Source organism: Streptomyces sp. NPDC127177, assembly GCF_042672475.1.
GTDB lineage: Bacteria > Actinomycetota > Actinomycetes > Streptomycetales > Streptomycetaceae > Streptomyces.
In genome coordinates this window covers 39,687-56,699 of sequence record NZ_JBHXUW010000020.1, presented here as the reverse complement: position 1 = coordinate 56,699, position 17,013 = coordinate 39,687, and the positions used below count along the sequence as shown (strand labels likewise).

Here is a 17,013-nt window from a genome sequence, read left to right as displayed (position 1 = left end):
CCCCCAGCACTTCACAGCAGAACGGCTCAAGGCACCACATGCCCCAGCACACCTCCGGGTCTGACCGCGCGGCAGTACCACCGGCTGCGCGTGGCACTGTGCGCCCTCCCGCCCCCTCCTCGCTCGACGAGTTGTGGCGTTCGTACAAGACGACGGGCGACGAGCGGCTGCGGGAGCAGCTGATCCTGCACTACTCGCCCCTGGTGAAGTACGTCGCCGGCCGGGTGAGCGTCGGCCTGCCCTCCAACGTCGAGCAGGCCGACTTCGTCTCCTCCGGGGTCTTCGGGCTGATCGACGCGATCGAGAAGTTCGACATCGAGCGTGCGATCAAGTTCGAGACGTACGCGATCACCCGTATCCGGGGCGCGATGATCGACGAACTCCGGGCCCTGGACTGGATCCCGCGCTCCGTGCGACAGAAGGCGCGGGCCGTCGAGCGCGCCTACGCCACGCTGGAGGCGCGGCTGCGGCGCACTCCGTCGGAGGCGGAGGTCGCTGCGGAGATGGAGATCGGGCTGGAGGAACTCCACGCGGTTTTCAGCCAGTTGTCGCTGGCGAACGTGGTCGCGCTGGAAGAGCTGCTCCATGTGGGCGGCGAGGGCGGTGACCGGCTGAGCCTGATGGACACGCTTGAGGACACCGCCGCCGACAATCCGGTGGAGGTGGCCGAGGGCCGTGAGCTCAGAAGGCTGCTCGCCCGGGCGATCAACACCCTCCCCGACCGCGAGAAGACGGTCGTCACGCTCTACTACTACGAGGGCCTGACCCTCGCAGAGATCGGCAACGTCCTCGGCGTCACGGAGAGCCGGGTCAGCCAGATCCACACCAAGTCGGTACTGCAGCTGCGGGCGAAACTGGCCGACGCCGGACGCTGAGACGGCCCCCGGGCGCCGCCCGGCCGGCCCTGCTCCAGCCACGGATCGGGGCCGCCCGCCCCCTGACGGGCACCGGCCGCCGTAGAGTGGAGCCGTGCCCAGGATTCGAGCGGCCTCCGTGGCCGAGCACCGGACCATGCAGCGCGGCGCCCTCCTGGACGCAGCGCGTTCCCTGCTGTCCGAGGGAGGCACGGAGGCCTTGACCTTCCCCGCCCTCGCCGAGCGCACGGGCCTCGCCCGGTCCTCCGTCTACGAGTACTTCCGCTCCCGCGCCGCCGTCGTCGAGGAGCTCTGCGCCGTCGACTTCCCCGTCTGGGCGGCGGAGGTGGAGAGCGCGATGGAGCGGGCGGGGACGCCGGAGGAGAAGATCGAGGCGTACGTACGACGGCAGCTCGATCTAGTCGGGGACCGGCGCCACCGGGCCGTCGTCGCCATCTCCGCGAGCGAGCTGGATGCCGGCGCCCGGGAGAAGATCCGCGCCGCGCACGGCGGGCTGATCGCCATGATCGTCGAGGCGCTCGTCGATCTGGGCCACGAGCAGCCCCGGCTGGCGGCCATGCTGCTGCAGGGCTCTGTGGACGCCGCGGTGCGCCGTATCGAGCTGAGTGTGGCGGAGGAGCCCGGAGTGATCGCGGACACCGCCGTCGCCATGATCCTCCGCGGTGTCCGGGGCGCGGCCCCCGGCGGACAGGACTGACGCCGGCGCATCGCCGCGACCCCCGGCAGCAGCACGCAACCGGCGGATGTGCCTGCCGGAAGCAGCACCCCGGCCGGAAGTGCCGCCCCTGTCGGACTCCCCGCCCGGGGCGGAGGCGCTGTCCCTGCCGGAGTTGCCGCCAGGGGCGGAATCAGTGCCTCTGCCGGGGTCGCCGCCCTGGCCGTAAGCAGCGTCTCTGCCGGGGTCGCCGCCCCTGCCGTAAGCCGCGCCCCTGCCGGACTCCCCGCCCCGGCCCGATGTGCCGCCCCGGCCGCCATCACCGTCTCGGAGGCCGGGTTCGTGCTGGATTGCGGTGGTACAGATGAATCCGGTTCGGGTACGCCGGTCACTGGCAGCAGACGGGAGGGTCCGCGTCGCAGCAGTGAGGGTGGCAGCAACGACAGCGGGTCCAGATAGGCCTCCGCGCGCCGCAGCCCCCAGTGCAGACAGCCGGACGGACAGTGGAACGGCCCTTGCGCCATGACCGCCACCACCTGTCCCGCGGTGACCTCGTCCCCCTTCGTGACCAGCGGCCGCACCGGCTCGTACGTGGTCCGCAGCGGCGGATCGCCCGTCCCGGCCAGCTCGATCGCCAGCACTCCGCGCCCTGCGACGGCGCCCGCGAAAGAGACCCGGCCGGAAGCGGCCGCGAGCACCGCCGTCTCCGGTCCGGCGGCGAGATCCACCCCGCGGTGCCCGCGCCCGTAGTCCGTGGCGGGCGGCTCCCAGCCCCGCACGACGGAGGGCCGGCCCTCCAGCGGCCAGACCCGTCCGCGGTCCGGCGGCGGACCGGGCGGAGCGGGCGCGGTGATGTCCGCGGCCGGCCGCTCGGCTTCGGTGGCCGCCGCCCCGCACCACCACCCCGACGCGAGCAGCGCCGTGGCGATCGCCGCCGAGGCGACCCGCAGCAGGCGCCGAGGTCCGCCAGGGCCGCGGCGCGGCCTCCCGCCCTGCGCACCGCGGCTGCCGGTCCGGACCCGGCATCCGGGCCGGTCAGATGTGTTTCGCATGGCCCAACCGTCCCCCGGCGACCCGGTTCGTGGGGGATCATGGACCGGATCTGTGGAGTACCGGCCGGTTGTGGACAGCGCCGTCACCTGGCACTCGACGGGTCCCGTACACTTCTTGTGGCGATCCGGGTCACCGGGTCGACTTCGCACGCCCCGCCATCTCCCTCTCTTCGGAGCTGGCCGCGCTCCTCGGTCCCTCGTGGCACGGCGCGTCGGGGCGTCAGGCGCGACAGCAAACCTGCGGTCGCGATAACCGAGTACCTCAAGGAGTACGGCCATGGCCGTCGTCACGATGCGGGAGCTGCTGGAAAGCGGCGTCCACTTCGGTCACCAGACCCGTCGTTGGAACCCGAAGATGAAGCGCTTCATCTTCACGGAGCGCAACGGCATCTACATCATCGACCTGCTCCAGTCGCTGTCGTACATCGACCGCGCCTACGAGTTCGTCAAGGAGACCGTCGCCCACGGCGGCTCCATCATGTTCGTGGGTACGAAGAAGCAGGCCCAGGAGGCCATCGCCGAGCAGGCGACGCGCGTCGGCATGCCGTACGTCAACCAGCGTTGGCTCGGTGGCATGCTCACCAACTTCTCCACCGTCTACAAGCGCCTTCAGCGTCTGAAGGAGCTCGAGCTCATCGACTTCGAGGACGTGGCCGCCTCCGGCCTCACCAAGAAGGAGCTCCTGGTCCTCTCCCGCGAGAAGGCCAAGCTGGAGAAGACCCTCGGTGGTATCCGCGAGATGCAGAAGGTGCCGAGCGCCGTCTGGATCGTCGACACCAAGAAGGAGCACATCGCCGTCGGTGAGGCGCGCAAGCTCCACATCCCGGTCGTCGCGATCCTGGACACCAACTGCGACCCCGACGAGGTCGACTACAAGATCCCGGGCAACGACGACGCGATCCGGTCCGTCACCCTGCTCACCCGCGTGATCGCCGACGCCGTCGCCGAGGGCCTCATCGCCCGCTCCGGCGCTGCGACCGGCGACTCGAAGCCGGGCGAGAAGGCCGCCGGCGAGCCGCTCGCCGAGTGGGAGCGTGACCTGCTCGAGGGCGACAAGAAGGCCGACGCCGAGGTCCAGACCTCCGCCGAGACCGAGAAGGTCGCGGACGCCGAGGCCGCCGACGCCCCGGCCGCCGAGGCTGCTGCCGAGGCCCCCGCCACCGAGACGCCGGCCGCCGAGGCCCCCGCTGCCGAGGCTCCGGCCGCGGACGCCGAGCAGGCCTGACACCCGTCACGGCTGACGACGGCGGGGGCCGGTGCGCAGGCACCGCCCCCGCCGTTCACCCGTAGATCTTTCAGACTTCGAGAGAGAAATACAGACTCATGGCGAACTACACCGCCGCTGACGTCAAGAAGCTCCGTGAGCTCACCGGCGCCGGCATGATGGACTGCAAGAAGGCGCTCGACGAGGCCGACGGCAACGTCGACGGAGCCGTCGAGGCACTCCGTATCAAGGGCCAGAAGGGCGTCGCCAAGCGCGAGGGCCGTTCTGCCGAGAACGGCGCGGTCGTCTCCGTCGTCTCCGATGACAAGACGTCCGGCGTCCTGCTCGAGCTGAAGTGCGAGACCGACTTCGTCGCCAAGGGTGACAAGTTCCAGGCCGTCGCCAACGCGCTCGCCGCTCACGTCGCCGCGTCCTCCCCGGCCGACATCGAGGCGCTCCTCGCCTCCGAGATCGAGCCCGGCAAGACCGTGCAGGCGTACGTGGACGAGGCCAACGCCAACCTCGGCGAGAAGATCGTCCTGGACCGCTTCGCGCAGTTCACCGGCGCCTTCGTCTCCGTGTACATGCACCGCACCATGCCCGACCTGCCGCCGCAGATCGGTGTCCTGGTCGAGCTCGACAAGGCCGACGCCGACCTGGCGAAGGGCCTTGCCCAGCACATCGCCGCCTTCGCGCCGAAGTACCTCTCCCGCGAGGACGTCCCGGCCGAGGTCGTCGAGACCGAGCGTCGTGTCGCCGAGGAGACCACGCGCGCCGAGGGCAAGCCCGAGGCCGCGCTCCCGAAGATCGTCGAGGGTCGCGTCAACGGCTTCTTCAAGGAGGCCACCCTCCTCGGCCAGCCGTACGCGCTGGACAACAAGAAGACCGTCCAGAAGGTCCTGGACGAGGCCGGTGTCACCCTGAAGCGCTTCGCGCGCATCAAGGTCGGCATCTGAGTCCGTCCGCGAAAAACGGTGGACCCCGATAGGGTCTGGTGCAGTCGACGGCCGCACACCGCCGTACGACCGCAGATCTGACGAGGAGGCCATTGCCGCTGAGGGACATCCGACCCACCGGCAATGGCCTTCTTCGTATGTGCACGAGGAGAGTCTCCATGAACAAGGGCGCGGACGCCGCAACAGGTGACCACAGGCGCGACGACGGCAAGGTGTCCGGACGCTTCATGCTGAAGCTGTCCGGAGAGGCGTTCGCCGGCGGCGGGGGTCTCGGTGTCGACCCCGACGTCGTGCACGCCATCGCACGCGAGATCGCGGCGGTCGTCCGGGACGGCGCGGAAATCGCGATCGTCATCGGCGGCGGCAACTTCTTCCGTGGCGCCGAGCTCCAGCAGCGCGGCATGGACCGGGCCCGGTCCGACTACATGGGCATGCTCGGCACGGTCATGAACTGCCTGGCGCTCCAGGACTTCCTGGAGAAGGAGGGCATCGACTCCCGCGTCCAGACGGCCATCACCATGGGTCAGGTCGCGGAGCCGTACATCCCGCTGCGCGCCGTACGGCACCTGGAGAAGGGGCGCGTCGTCATCTTCGGCGCCGGTATGGGCATGCCGTACTTCTCCACCGACACCACCGCGGCACAGCGCGCCCTGGAGATCGACGCCGAGGCCCTGCTGATGGGCAAGAACGGTGTGGACGGGGTCTACGACTCCGACCCGAAGACCAACCCCGGAGCGGTGAAGTTCGACGCGCTGGAGTACAGCGAGGTGCTCGCCCGCGATCTCAAGGTCGCCGACGCCACCGCCATCACGCTCTGCCGTGACAACCAGCTGCCGATCCTCGTCTTCGAACTGACGACCGCGGGCAATATCGCCCGTGCCGTCAAGGGTGAGAAGATCGGCTCGCTCGTGAGTGACCAGGGCACCCGGGCCTGAGAACCGGGGGACCGAGCCGGGGAGACCCGGTGAGTTCCCGGGGCCCACGGGAGGGCCCCGAATGATGGACAACGGCCTGCCGGTCGGACACCGTGCAGGTGAGGACGCGACGCAGGACCCGCCGGGCCCGAGCACGCCGGGCCCACTCAAGACACGCAGGAGCACGTGGTGATCGAAGAAACCCTCCTCGAGGCCGAGGAGAAGATGGAGAAGGCCGTCGTGGTCGCGAAAGAGGACTTCGCCGCGATCCGCACCGGCCGTGCGCACCCGGCGATGTTCAACAAGATCGTCGCCGACTACTACGGTGCGCTGACCCCGATCAACCAGCTGGCCTCGTTCTCGGTGCCCGAGCCCCGTATGGCCGTCGTGACGCCGTTCGACAAGAGCGCGCTGCGCAACATCGAGCAGGCCATCCGCGACTCCGACCTCGGCGTCAATCCGAGCAACGACGGCAATATCATCCGGGTGAACTTCCCCGACCTCACCGAGGAGCGTCGTCGCGACTACATCAAGGTCGCGAAGACGAAGGCCGAGGACTCCAAGATCTCGATCCGGGCCGTCCGCCGCAAGGCCAAGGAGACCCTGGACAAGCTGGTCAAGGACAAGGAGTCCGGCGAGGACGAGGTACGCCGCGCCGAGAAGGAGCTCGACGACACCACCGCGAAGTACGTCGCGCAGGTGGACGAGCTGCTGAAGCACAAGGAAGCCGAGCTGCTCGAAGTCTGATGAACGACTCTTCCTGGGGCGCCCCGCAGGGCGCCGGTCAGTGGACCGCTCCCGAGATGCGGTCCGCTCCGGCGGGTCCTGCATACGATGTGCATAACGCCCAGCAGACTCGGCCCATGCCCATCGTGCCGGACGTTCCCGACGCAGGTAGAGACGCTGACGACCGTGATGACAGGGACCAGGGGGCCGGACGCCTGAGCGGCGGCCTCCTGTTCCGCGACGAGAAGCCGCAGGAGCCCATGTCCACCGCGCCACCACCCCCGCAGAAGAAGCGTGCGGGCCGTGATCTCGGATCCGCCATAGGGGTCGGCGTTGGGCTGGGTGCCGTCGTCGTCGCCTCGCTCTTCATCGTCAAGGCCGTCTTCGTCGGTGTGGTCGTGGTCGCCGTCGTCGTCGGTCTCTGGGAGCTCACCTCCCGGCTGGAGGAGCGCAAGGGGATCAAGGCCCCGCTGATCCCTCTCGCCGTCGGCGGTGCGGCCATGGTCGTCGCCGGTTACGCGCGAGGGGCCGAGGGCGCCTGGGCCGCCATGGCGCTGACCGCCCTCGCGGTGCTGGTCTGGCGGATGACCGAACCGCCGGAGGGCTACCTCAAGGACGTCACGGCCGGGGTGTTCGCCGCGTTCTACGTCCCCTTCCTGGCCACCTTCGTCGCCATGCTGCTGAGGGCGGACGACGGGCCGCAGCGGGTCCTGACGTTCCTGCTGCTGACCGTGGTCAGTGACACCGGCGCGTACGCCGTCGGCTGGCGGTTCGGCAAGCACAAGCTCGCCCCGAGGATCAGCCCCGGAAAGACCCGCGAGGGCCTCTTCGGAGCCGTCACCTTCGCCATGGTGGCCGGAGCCCTGTGCATGCAGTTCCTGATCGACGGCGGCTCCTGGTGGCAGGGCCTGCTGCTCGGCCTCGTGGTCGCGGCCAGCGCCACCCTCGGTGACCTGGGCGAGTCCATGATCAAGCGGGATCTCGGGATCAAGGACATGGGCACGCTGCTCCCCGGGCACGGCGGGATCATGGACCGGCTGGACTCCCTGCTGCCGACCGCCCCGGTGGTCTGGCTGCTGATGGTGATTTTCGTCGGCTCCAGCTGACCTACCGCTGAGTCACCCATTCTGACCTGCGATTTTATGAGTGAGGGTCCGTTGTCCACAGGGCGGCGGGCCCTCACTGTTCTGTCTGCGACACTGGAAGAACCATGCCTAAGCCCGGAGAACTCACTTTTGTCGCGCCCCGCGGAGCCAAGAAGCCGCCGCGGCACCTCGCCGACCTCACGCCCGCCGAGCGCAAGGAAGCCGTCGCCGCGACCGGCGAGAAGCCCTTCCGCGCGCAGCAGCTCTCGCAGCACTACTTCGCGCGGTACGCGCACGACCCGTCGGAGTGGACCAACATCCCCGCCGCGTCGCGGGACAAGCTCGCCGAGGCGCTGTTCCCCGAGCTGATGTCCGTGATCCGCCACATCAGCTGTGACGACGACACCACCCGCAAGACGCTGTGGAAGCTGCACGACGGGACGCTGGTCGAGTCCGTCCTGATGCGCTACCCCGAGCGGGTCACGATGTGCATCTCCTCGCAGGCGGGCTGCGGGATGAACTGCCCGTTCTGCGCCACCGGGCAGGCCGGCCTCGACCGCAACCTCTCGACCGCGGAGATCGTCCACCAGATCGTGGACGGCATGCGGGCGTTGCGCGACGGCGAGGTCCCGGGAGGCCCGGCGCGGCTCTCCAACATCGTCTTCATGGGCATGGGCGAGCCGCTCGCCAACTACAACCGCGTGGTCGGGGCGATCCGCCGGCTGACCGACCCCGAGCCCGACGGGCTGGGGCTGTCGCAGCGCGGGATCACCGTCTCCACAGTCGGCCTGGTGCCGGCGATGCTGCGGTTCGCCGACGAGGGCTTCAAGTGCCGTCTCGCCGTGTCGCTGCACGCCCCCGACGACGAGCTGCGCGACACCCTCGTACCGGTCAACACCCGGTGGAAGGTGCGCGAGGTGCTGGACGCCGCGTGGGAGTACGCGGAGAAGTCCGGACGCCGCATCTCCATCGAGTACGCGCTGATCCGCGACATCAACGACCAGGCCTGGCGCGGCGACCGGCTGGGCCGGCTCCTCAAGGGCAAGCGGGTGCACGTCAACCTGATCCCGCTGAACCCCACGCCCGGCTCGAAGTGGACCGCCTCGAGGCCCGAGGACGAGAAGGCCTTCGTCGAGGCCATCGCCGCCCACGGGGTGCCGGTGACCGTGCGGGACACCCGCGGTCAGGAGATCGACGGGGCCTGCGGGCAGCTGGCGGCATCCGAGCGCTGAGGCCGAAAACGGCCGTGTAGCCTGGGGCTCGAATCAACTTCATATTCCGACAGGGGAGCGCCACAGCGCTGAGAGTGCGGCACCGAGGACAGGTTGGCCGCAGACCCTCTGAACCTCGCCCGGGTCATTCCGGGTAGGAAGTTCGGACCTTACTCAAGCTGTTGCGCCCTGCCCGCTTCCGGTTCTCCACCGGCGCGGGCAGGGCCGCGTCTCTTCCTGGTCATCCCAGGAGGAATCACATGAGCACCACCAAGAAGATCGCGGTGACGGCCGTCGCCGCCGCGCTCGGAGCCACGGCGCTCGCCGGATGCGGAAGCTCCGACGACTCGGCGTCCGGCTCCGGACCCTCCGGGGGTTCCGGCTCCAAGACCGTCACACTCGTCAGCCACGACTCCTTCAACGCCTCCAAGGGCGTACTGAAGGAGTTCACCCGGGAGACCGGCTACACCGTCAAGGTGCTGAAGAGCGGAGACGCGGGCGCCGCCCTCAACCAGGAGATCCTGACCAAGGGCTCGCCCCGGGGCGATGTGTTCTTCGGCGTCGACAACACCCTCCTCTCGCGCGCCCTCGACAACGGTCTCTTCACGCCGTACGCGGCCAAGGGGCTCGGCCAGGTCGCGGACGACGTCCAGCTGGACGCGGCGAAGCACCGGGTCACCCCGGTCGACACCGGCGACATCTGCGTCAACTACGACAAGAAGTACTTCGCCGACAAGAAGCTCGCGCCGCCGAAGTCCTTCGACGACCTGGCGAAGCCCGCGTACAAGGACCTCCTCGTCACCGAGAACGCCGCGACCTCATCGCCCGGCCTCGGCTTCCTCCTCGGGACCGTCGCCACGTACGGCAAGGACGGCTACCAGGACTACTGGAAGAAGCTGAAGAACAACGGCGTCAAGGTCGTCGACGGCTGGGAGCAGGCGTACAACGAGGAGTTCTCCGGCTCCGCGGGCGGCAGGAAGGCCAAGGCCGACCGGCCGCTCGTCGTCAGCTACGCCTCCAGCCCGCCCGTCGAGGTGCTGTACGCGGACCCGAAGCCGAAGACCGCCCCGACCGGGGTCGCCACCGGGACGTGCTTCCGCCAGATCGAGTTCGCCGGTCTGCTGGACGGTGCCAAGAACGAGGCGGGCGGCAAGGCCCTGCTGGACTTCCTGATCGGCAAGAAGTTCCAGGAGGACATGCCGCTCAACATGTTCGTCAGCCCGGTGACCAAGGGGGCGAAGGTGCCGGACCTCTTCACGAAGTTCGGCGCCACCGTCGGCAAACCGACGACCGTCGCACCGGACACGATCGCCAAGAACCGTGAGCAGTGGGTCCAGTCATGGTCCTCGCTCGTAGTGAAGTAGCGAAGCCTCCCGTACGCGGACCGGGCGCGGGCGGGAAGGGCGCGCGCGCCCGGGCGCGGCGCGGGAGCGCGGTGCGGCTCGGCCTGATGGCCGTGCCCGTCGCCTTCTTCGCGCTGTTCTTCGCCTACCCCGTCGTCGCGATCGTCGGACGCGGACTCAAGGCCGACGGCGTCTGGCAGTTCGGTCGGTTCGGCGAGGTGCTGACCCGGCCGGACATCCTGGACGTCCTCTGGTTCACCCTCTGGCAGGCGCTCGCCTCGACCGCGCTGACCCTGCTGATCGCCCTGCCGGGCGCCTACGTGTTCGCCCGGTTCGACTTCCCGGGCAAGCAGTTGCTGCGGGCGGTCGTCACCGTGCCGTTCGTCCTGCCGACCGTCGTCGTGGGCACCGCGTTCCTCGCGTTGCTCGGCCGCGGCGGCCTCCTCGACGACCTGTGGGGCGTACGGCTCGACACCACCGTGTGGGCGATCCTGCTGGCCCACGTCTTCTTCAACTACGCCGTCGTCGTACGTACCGTCGGCGGGCTCTGGTCGCAGCTCGACCCCCGCCAGGAGGAGGCCGCACGGGTCCTGGGCGCCGGGCGCTTCGCCGCCTGGCGGCGCGTCACCCTTCCGGCGCTCGCCCCAGCCCTGGCCGCCGCGGCGCTGATGGTCTTCCTCTTCACCTTCACCTCGTTCGGCGTCGTGCAGATCCTCGGCGGTCCCGGCTTCTCCACCCTGGAGGTGGAGATCTACCGGCAGACCGCGCAACTGCTGGCCCTGCCCACGGCCGCCGTGCTGACGCTGGTGCAGTTCGCCGCCGTCGGCGCCATCCTCGCCGTGCACGCCTGGACCGTTCGGCGCAGGGAGACCGCGCTGAGGCTGGTCGACCCTTCGCAGACCGCCCGCAGGCCGCGCGGCCCGGGCCAGTGGGCGTTGCTCACCGGGGTTCTGCTGACCGTGCTGGTGCTCATACTGCTGCCGCTCGCCGTGCTGGTGGAGCGCTCGCTCGACCTGTCCGGCGGCCATGGCTTCGCCTACTACCGGGCGCTGGCATCGGCGGACGCGAACAGTGGGACGTTCCTGGTCGCGCCCCTCGAAGCGATCTGGAACTCGCTCCAGTACGCCCTGGCCGCCACGGCCATCGCACTCGTCGTCGGGGGCCTGGCCGCGGCGGCGCTGACCAGGCGCGCCGGACGGCTGGTCCGGGGCTTCGACGCCCTGCTGATGCTGCCCCTCGGGGTCTCCGCCGTCACCGTCGGCTTCGGCTTCCTGATCACGCTGGACAAGCCGCCGCTCGACCTGCGGACCTCCTGGATCCTGGTGCCGCTCGCCCAGGCGCTGGTCGGGGTGCCGTTCGTCGTACGGACCATGCTGCCGGTGCTGCGCGCGGTGGACGGCAGGCTCCGCGAGGCGGCCGCGGTGCTCGGCGCCTCACCGCTGCGGGCCTGGCGGGAGGTGGACCTGCCGCTGGTGCGCCGGGCGCTGCTGGTCGCGGCGGGCTTCGCGTTCGCCGTGTCGCTCGGCGAGTTCGGTGCGACGGTGTTCATCGCACGGCCCGACAACCCCACGCTCCCGGTCGCCGTCGCGCGGCTGCTGGGACGGTCCGGGGATCTCAACTACGGGCAGGCGATGGCCCTCAGCACCATTCTGATGCTCGTGTGCGCGATTTCGCTGCTGCTGCTCGAACGTATCCGCACCTACCGATCCGGGGAGTTCTAGGGATGCTGACACTCGAATCGGCCACCGTCCGTTTCGGTGAACGGGCCGCGCTCGACAGTGTGGACCTGGAGGTCGCCGAGCACGAGATCGTCTGCGTGCTGGGGCCGAGCGGCAGCGGGAAGTCGACCCTCCTCCGGGTGGTCGCCGGGCTCCAGCACCCCGACGGCGGGCGGGTCCTGCTCGACGGCGCGGACCAGGCCGGCGTGCCCGTGCACCGGCGGGGACTTGGCCTGATGTTCCAGGACCACCAGCTGTTCCCGCACCGGGACGTCGGTGCCAACGTCGCCTTCGGACTGCGGATGCACGGCGTGAGCCGGAGCGAACAGGACCGTGAGGTCGCCGAACTCCTCGATCTGGTGGGGCTGCCCGGCGCCGAACGGCGGGCCGTCGCCGCACTCTCGGGCGGCGAACAGCAGCGTGTCGCCCTGGCGCGGGCGCTGGCCCCCCGGCCCAAGCTGCTGATGCTGGACGAACCACTGGGCCAGCTGGACCGCAGCCTGCGCGAACGCCTCGTCGTCGAACTGCGCACCCTGTTCGGACGCCTGGGCACCACAGTGCTCGCCGTCACCCACGACCAGGGCGAGGCGTTCGCACTGGCCGACCGGGTCGTCGTGATGCGCGACGGACGCATCGCCCAGGTCGGCTCCCCCGTCGAGGTCTGGCAGCAGCCCGCATCGGCCTTCGTCGCCCGCTTCCTCGGCTTCGACAACGTGGTGGAGGCCACCGTCACCGGTGAGACGGCCGATACGGAATGGGGCAAGGTGCCGGTGCCCGCAGGATCACAGCAGGGCTCCTGCGATCTGCTGGTGCGACCGGCCGGGGTGCTGATCGGCGCCCCCGAGGACGGCCTGCGCTGCACCGTGGCCGCACGCACCTTCCGGGGCAATCACGTCGCCGTGACGCTGCACCCCGAGCACGGGCCGTCCCTGGACGCCGAGTGCCCGTTGCGCGCCACACCACAGGAGGGCGCCTCGGTCGGCGTCACCTTCGACGCGTCGGAGAGCGTCGTGCTGCCCGCCCTTTTCTGACCGGGCCGTTGGATCATCCGCCCGCGCCCCGCCCCGCCGACGGTGTCCCGCCCGCACCGCCCCCCGCCACTACCAGGCCCAGTTCGTACGCCAGGATCACCGCCTGCGCCCGGTCCCGCAGCTCCATCTTCGCGAACAGCCGGTTGATGTGGGTCTTGACCGTGTGCGCGGTGATGGTGAGCCGGTCGGCGATGTCCGCGTTCGACAGGCCCCGGGCTATCAGCACCAGCACCTCCACCTCGCGCCCGGTCAGTCCCTCGACCGAGCGCGCGGGCGGAGCGGCGACCCGCTGCCGGGTGAACTCCGCGATCAGCCGGCCCGTGACGTCCGGGGAGAGCAGTGCCTGCCCGTCGGCCACCACCCGCACCGCGTGCAGCAGTTCGGGAAACGTCGCGTCCTTCAGCAGGAAACCGCTGGCGCCCGCCGTCAGCGCGTCGTACACGTACTCGTCGAGCCCGAACGTCGTCAGCATCAGCGCCCTGGTCGCACCGCCCGAGCCGGCGATGATCTCGCGCGCCGCGTCGATGCCGTTCAGCCCCGGCATCCGGATGTCGAGCAGGGCCGGGGTGACCGGGCACCTGGTCGACGGGCGGGACGTGCCGGGCATCGCGGCCCGGCTCGTCGGTCTCCTCCGCGACCGCGACACCGCCGCCGCGATGGGGGAGAAGGGGCGCGCCCGCGTGCGGGCGGAGTGGGGCTGGGACGGGACGTACGAGCGGCTGGCGGGGCTGCTGGCCGATGGCCAGGGGCGGGGCGGAGACGGGCGTTGAACGATGCCCCGCCCCGGCCATCTCACGGACAGCCGGGCGGGCTCCCGGGGGTTTTCTTCAGGGTGGGTGTGGTGTTCCCGGCCGGTGCTGCTTCGTCGGCAGCCGGGCGGGATCCCGAGGGTTCTCTCCAGGGGGCGGGCGGTATTCCCGGCCGGTGTTACTTCGCCGACAGCCGGGCCAACTCCTCGGGTGCTTCCTCCACCGTGTCGACCAGCGCGATCCGGGACTCCATCGGCCGGTCCGCGGCCAGTGCCCGCAGCAGGGGCCACGCGGGCAGCTCCCGGGTCCAGTGGTCCCGTCCCACCAGCACCATCGGAACCGGTTCACCGCGTGAGCCGTAGTAGTTCGGGGTGGTGCTGTCGAAGATCTCCTGGACGGTGCCCGCCGCGCCCGGAAGGAAGATCACTCCTGCCGTCGAGCGGGCCAGCAGCCCGTCCTCGCGCAGGGCGTTGGCGAAGTACTTGGCGATGTGGTCGGCGAACGGGTTCGGCGGCTCGTGGCCGTAGAACCAGGTGGGGATGGAGACGGAGCCGCCGCCGTCCGGCCACCGCTCCCGCACGGCGAACGCCGCCAGCGCCCAGTCGGAGACGGACGGGACGAACGAGGGCGCCGCGGCCAGGAGTTCGCAGGCCTTGTCCAGCATGGCGTCGGAGTGCGGCGCGGCGTAGGCGCCGAGGTTCGCCGCCTCCATCGCGCCCGGCCCGCCGCCGGTGGCCACCGTCAGACCGCTGCGGGCCAGGGTCCGGCCGAGGCGGGCCGCGGCCGTGTACGCGTCGCTGCCCCGGGCCGTGGCGTGACCGCCCATCACACCGACCACCCGCGCCCCGACGAGGAGTTCGTCCAGCGCGTCGGAGACCGCGTCGTCGTGGAGTGCGCGCAGCATCGACGCGAACGCGTCACCGTTGGACCGGGTCCGCTGGAACCAGCGGTAGGCGCGGGCGTCCGGCGTCCCCTCGTAACCGCCCTTCGTCAGCCCGTCGTAGAGCGCGTCGGGGGAGTAGAGCAGGCCCCGGTACGGGTCGAAGGGGAGACCCGGCACCGGCGGGAAGACGAACGCGCCGTCGGCCCGTACCTTCGTCGCCGCGTCGGGCTCCATGGGGCAGCCGAGGAAGACGGCGCCCGATGTGTCGGCCGCCAGCAGGGCGGCACTGCGCTCCGTCAGGTCGACCGACTGGACGCGGTGTCCGGCCAGCGAACCGGCGGCCACCGCCTCGTCGAACGCGGTGAGCGACTCGATCTCGGCGCCCGGGGCGGGAAAACTCTCGTCCGGATAGTCCACGTCCTCATGCTACGGAGCGGAGAGCGCCCGGCCCCGGCCGGGTTCGGAGGCCCCGGCCGGGGCCAAGAGGGCCAGGAGACCGGGCGAACCGGACAAGGCCCGCCCGGCGAGAATCCGCCCGGCGACGGCCCGCCCGTCGACGACCCGTCAGCCGGTCAGCCGGTCACTCCGTCAGCCCGTCAGTGGAAGAGCGGCCAGCTCGGCGATCGCCCAGGTCAGCGGGGCGAAGACGAGCAGCAGTACCGCCGCTCGCAGCGCCGTCGCGGCCCGCAGTGCCGACGCCGGGGCGCCCAGCCGCAGCAGGGCCCTGGCCGTTTCCGCGCGGGCCTGCCGTGCCTCCAGCGCCGACGTCAGCAGTGTCGCCGTCGTGCAGCCGATGACGAGCACGGCGCCGAGCGCGGTGAGCGGTCCGAACGGCCGGGGGCCCGTCCCGTACAGCGCGAACGCGGCGATGACCGCCGAGAGCACCGCGCAGACGACGCCCAGCGGCCGGCCGATCCGGCGCGCCTCGTCCATCAGCACCCGGCCCGCCAGCAGACGTACCGCCCCCGGGCGCACCGCCTGGAGCAGCCGTCCGGCGAGATAGGTCAGCCCGGGGCCGGCCGTGGCGAGGCCGATCGCCGTCAGGGTCCACCCCACCAAAACCCAGGCCGGGGTGGAGTCGAGCTTTCCGGGGAGGGGGAACGGGCTGCCCGCCGAACCGCGGCTCGCGTACGCCTCGACGGCGAGGCCGGCGGCGGTCAGGGCCACGCCCCACGGCAGCCCGGTCGGCGGCGCTGCCGGGGCCGGGACCTGCTCCTCGGGCGGCACCAGGTCCTGCGAACCGTCCTGCACGCCGGCGGCCCGCACCGGCCGGGTGCGCAGCGCCACCGCGCTCGCCGTCGCCGCCGCCGCGGGCACCAGCGTCAGCAGGAGCACGACGGCTGCCAGCGGCAGTGACGCGTCCGCACCCAGCAGCCCGGCCGCGGCGCCGTCGAACGGCAGCCCCGTCAGATCGCCGCGCAGATGCAGGAAGAACAGCAGCGCCACCATGGAGCCAAGGGTGCACGAGACAGCGGTGGAGACCGCGGCGAGCACACTGAGCCGGACCGGTCCGAGGCCGACGGCTGACAGCCCGGCGCGCGGGCGGGTGCCCGGGTCCGTCCGGGCCACGGCTACCGCGAACTGCACGGTGGCGGCCAGCGGGACGAAGCACCACAGCAGCCGCAGCACGGAGCCGGCGGAGTGCGCCGGATGCCCGGATGCGTACCCCAGGGTGCACAGGAGGAGGAAGCCGACCCCGGCGGACGCGGCCGCGACCAGCAGCCGCCTCATCAGGACCAGTGGGTGGGAACCGCGGGCTAGACGGAGAGCGAGCACGCCGCGCGGCCCTCCGTGTCGGTCTTGGCGGGCAGCGCGACCGTGGCGACCCGGCGCCCGTCCAGCAGCGGCACCGCGCGGTCCGCGAGTGCGGCGATCTCCGCGTCGTGCGTGGCGAGGACCACCGTGATGCCGTGCGAGCGGGCCGCGCTCGTCAGGGTGCGCAGCACATGGGTGCGATCGGTGCGGTGCAGGGTCGCGGTCGGCTCGTCGGCGAAGATCACCGCGGGGGCGGTGGTCAGCGCGCGGGCCACCGAGATCCGCTGTCGCTGGCTCTGCTGCAGGGTGTGCGGCCGCTTCTTGGCGCACGTGCCGATGTCCAGCCGCTCCAGCCACTCCATGGCGGCCTTCTTGGCCTCCCGGTGCGAGACACCGCGCAGCAGCAGCGGCAGGGCGGTGTTCTCCCAGGTGTTCAGCTCCGGGACGAGCTGGGGCTCGGGGGCGATCCAGCCGAACTTGTCGCGGCGCAGCCGTTCACGCAGTCGGGGCCCCATGGTGTGGACGGGGACGCTGTTGAACCACACCTCGCCCTGGGCGGGCACCAGTTGGCCGGACAGGCAGTGCAGCAGGGTCGTCTTCCCGCTGCCGCGCGGGCCGGTCACGGCGAGGATCTCGCCGTCGCGGACCCCCAGGGAGACCCCGCCGAGCGCGGGTGAGCCGTTGTGGGAGTGGTGCAGGGAACGCGCCCAGATCACGTCGTTGTCCGGCGGGGCCACCATGGCGTACACCTCGGTTCAGATCAGATATCCCGTTCCCCCGTACGGGGGAACGAAGAGGGGGGCCGATCGGTCACTCGGCACCGTAAGGATTCGGACCGCGGTGTGCGCACAGCACG

At 71.1% G+C, this 17,013-nt stretch carries 16 protein-coding genes, 1 pseudogene and 1 riboswitch; of the genes and pseudogenes, 12 read left to right on the top strand and 5 right to left on the bottom strand.

Annotated features, from left to right (window positions below; genetic code table 11):
• The first annotated feature begins 38 nt into the window (after positions 1-38).
• Both whiG and ACFVJX_RS14925 read left to right on the top strand, forming a co-directional pair.
• Positions 39-875, top strand: coding sequence for an RNA polymerase sigma factor WhiG (gene whiG / locus ACFVJX_RS14930; protein WP_073739112.1), 837 nt, complete (start codon positions 39-41; stop codon positions 873-875).
• 118 nt (positions 876-993) lie between these two features.
• A complete protein-coding gene (locus ACFVJX_RS14925; protein WP_384131543.1) occupies positions 994-1,572 on the top strand; it encodes a TetR/AcrR family transcriptional regulator in 579 nt (192 codons plus the stop codon).
• Positions 1,573-1,897: 325 nt separating this feature from the next.
• Here the strand turns inward: ACFVJX_RS14925 and ACFVJX_RS14920 are convergent.
• Positions 1,898-2,582, bottom strand: a pseudogene (locus ACFVJX_RS14920) (M23 family metallopeptidase); the annotation flags it as partial.
• A gap of 277 nt (positions 2,583-2,859) precedes the next feature.
• On the opposite strand from ACFVJX_RS14920, the gene rpsB reads away from it, so the two are divergent.
• From rpsB to ACFVJX_RS14875, 9 genes are all read left to right on the top strand, one after another.
• Entirely contained in the window at positions 2,860-3,807 is a 948-nt protein-coding gene (gene rpsB, locus ACFVJX_RS14915) for a 30S ribosomal protein S2 (RefSeq protein WP_384131445.1), read from the top strand.
• A gap of 98 nt (positions 3,808-3,905) precedes the next feature.
• Positions 3,906-4,742, top strand: a complete 837-nt coding sequence (gene tsf / locus ACFVJX_RS14910; protein ID WP_384131448.1) for a translation elongation factor Ts — start codon at positions 3,906-3,908, stop codon at positions 4,740-4,742.
• 158 nt (positions 4,743-4,900) lie between these two features.
• Positions 4,901-5,677, top strand: a complete 777-nt coding sequence (gene pyrH / locus ACFVJX_RS14905) for a UMP kinase (protein WP_384131451.1) — start codon at positions 4,901-4,903, stop codon at positions 5,675-5,677.
• Positions 5,678-5,845: 168 nt separating this feature from the next.
• On the top strand, positions 5,846-6,403 hold the full coding sequence (frr, locus tag ACFVJX_RS14900) for a ribosome recycling factor (RefSeq protein ID WP_030928366.1): 558 nt from the start codon (positions 5,846-5,848) through the stop codon (positions 6,401-6,403).
• Positions 6,403-7,488 (top strand): phosphatidate cytidylyltransferase, encoded by a 1,086-nt coding sequence (locus ACFVJX_RS14895; protein WP_384131453.1) that lies wholly within the window; start codon positions 6,403-6,405, stop codon positions 7,486-7,488. The genes frr and ACFVJX_RS14895 overlap by 1 nt, the downstream gene beginning before the upstream one ends.
• Positions 7,489-7,592: 104 nt before the next feature.
• The gene (gene rlmN, locus ACFVJX_RS14890; protein ID WP_384131456.1) at positions 7,593-8,699 is read left to right on the top strand and encodes a 23S rRNA (adenine(2503)-C(2))-methyltransferase RlmN; all 1,107 of its coding nucleotides are present in this window, start codon (positions 7,593-7,595) and stop codon (positions 8,697-8,699) included.
• A 41-nt stretch (positions 8,700-8,740) separates the two neighbouring features.
• A riboswitch (TPP riboswitch) is annotated at positions 8,741-8,857 on the top strand.
• Between the two features lie 81 nt (positions 8,858-8,938).
• Positions 8,939-10,042 carry a thiamine ABC transporter substrate binding subunit gene (locus ACFVJX_RS14885; RefSeq protein WP_384131459.1) on the top strand — a complete coding sequence of 368 codons (1,104 nt, stop codon included), beginning with the start codon at positions 8,939-8,941 and terminating at the stop codon, positions 10,040-10,042.
• 86 nt (positions 10,043-10,128) lie between these two features.
• A complete protein-coding gene (locus ACFVJX_RS14880; protein ID WP_384131545.1) occupies positions 10,129-11,742 on the top strand; it encodes an ABC transporter permease in 1,614 nt (537 codons plus the stop codon).
• Between the two features lie 2 nt (positions 11,743-11,744).
• The gene (locus ACFVJX_RS14875; protein ID WP_384131462.1) at positions 11,745-12,770 is read left to right on the top strand and encodes an ABC transporter ATP-binding protein; all 1,026 of its coding nucleotides are present in this window, start codon (positions 11,745-11,747) and stop codon (positions 12,768-12,770) included.
• A gap of 13 nt (positions 12,771-12,783) precedes the next feature.
• Here ACFVJX_RS14875 and ACFVJX_RS14870 read toward each other — a convergent pair whose 3' ends face one another.
• Complete coding sequence (locus ACFVJX_RS14870) at positions 12,784-13,377, bottom strand: LuxR C-terminal-related transcriptional regulator (protein WP_385744757.1); 594 nt, start codon at positions 13,375-13,377, stop codon at positions 12,784-12,786.
• On the opposite strand from ACFVJX_RS14870, the gene ACFVJX_RS14865 reads away from it, so the two are divergent.
• Entirely contained in the window at positions 13,367-13,540 is a 174-nt protein-coding gene (locus tag ACFVJX_RS14865) for a hypothetical protein (protein ID WP_385744754.1), read from the top strand. The genes ACFVJX_RS14870 and ACFVJX_RS14865 overlap by 11 nt on opposite strands.
• A gap of 157 nt (positions 13,541-13,697) precedes the next feature.
• On the opposite strand, the gene ACFVJX_RS14860 is transcribed toward ACFVJX_RS14865, so the two are convergent.
• The 3 genes from ACFVJX_RS14860 to ACFVJX_RS14850 all read right to left on the bottom strand — a co-directional run bounded on the left by ACFVJX_RS14860 (position 13,698) and on the right by ACFVJX_RS14850 (position 16,897).
• Positions 13,698-14,819, bottom strand: a complete 1,122-nt coding sequence (locus ACFVJX_RS14860) for an LOG family protein (protein ID WP_384131463.1) — start codon at positions 14,817-14,819, stop codon at positions 13,698-13,700.
• A gap of 171 nt (positions 14,820-14,990) precedes the next feature.
• Positions 14,991-16,178 carry a hypothetical protein gene (locus ACFVJX_RS14855; protein WP_384131466.1) on the bottom strand — a complete coding sequence of 396 codons (1,188 nt, stop codon included), beginning with the start codon at positions 16,176-16,178 and terminating at the stop codon, positions 14,991-14,993.
• Complete coding sequence (locus ACFVJX_RS14850; RefSeq protein ID WP_384131469.1) at positions 16,160-16,897, bottom strand: ABC transporter ATP-binding protein; 738 nt, start codon at positions 16,895-16,897, stop codon at positions 16,160-16,162. Before ACFVJX_RS14850 ends, ACFVJX_RS14855 begins: the two co-directional genes overlap by 19 nt.
• Positions 16,898-17,013: the final 116 nt, after the last annotated feature.

Excerpts from the sequence above, each read along its gene's own strand:
- whiG (WP_073739112.1), top strand. The coding sequence starts at position 39 with ATGCCCCAGCACACCTCCGGGTCTGACCGCGCGGCAGTACCACCGGCT.
- rpsB (WP_384131445.1), top strand. The coding sequence starts at position 2,860 with ATGGCCGTCGTCACGATGCGGGAGCTGCTGGAAAGCGGCGTCCACTTC.
- tsf (WP_384131448.1), top strand. The coding sequence starts at position 3,906 with ATGGCGAACTACACCGCCGCTGACGTCAAGAAGCTCCGTGAGCTCACC.
- pyrH (WP_384131451.1), top strand. The coding sequence starts at position 4,901 with ATGAACAAGGGCGCGGACGCCGCAACAGGTGACCACAGGCGCGACGAC.
- ACFVJX_RS14895 (WP_384131453.1), top strand. The coding sequence starts at position 6,403 with ATGAACGACTCTTCCTGGGGCGCCCCGCAGGGCGCCGGTCAGTGGACC.
- rlmN (WP_384131456.1), top strand. The coding sequence starts at position 7,593 with ATGCCTAAGCCCGGAGAACTCACTTTTGTCGCGCCCCGCGGAGCCAAG.
- ACFVJX_RS14885 (WP_384131459.1), top strand. The coding sequence starts at position 8,939 with ATGAGCACCACCAAGAAGATCGCGGTGACGGCCGTCGCCGCCGCGCTC.
- ACFVJX_RS14880 (WP_384131545.1), top strand. The coding sequence starts at position 10,129 with ATGGCCGTGCCCGTCGCCTTCTTCGCGCTGTTCTTCGCCTACCCCGTC.
- ACFVJX_RS14875 (WP_384131462.1), top strand. The coding sequence starts at position 11,745 with ATGCTGACACTCGAATCGGCCACCGTCCGTTTCGGTGAACGGGCCGCG.
- ACFVJX_RS14870 (WP_385744757.1), bottom strand. The coding sequence starts at position 13,377 with ATGCCCGGCACGTCCCGCCCGTCGACCAGGTGCCCGGTCACCCCGGCC.
- ACFVJX_RS14850 (WP_384131469.1), bottom strand. The coding sequence starts at position 16,897 with ATGGTGGCCCCGCCGGACAACGACGTGATCTGGGCGCGTTCCCTGCAC.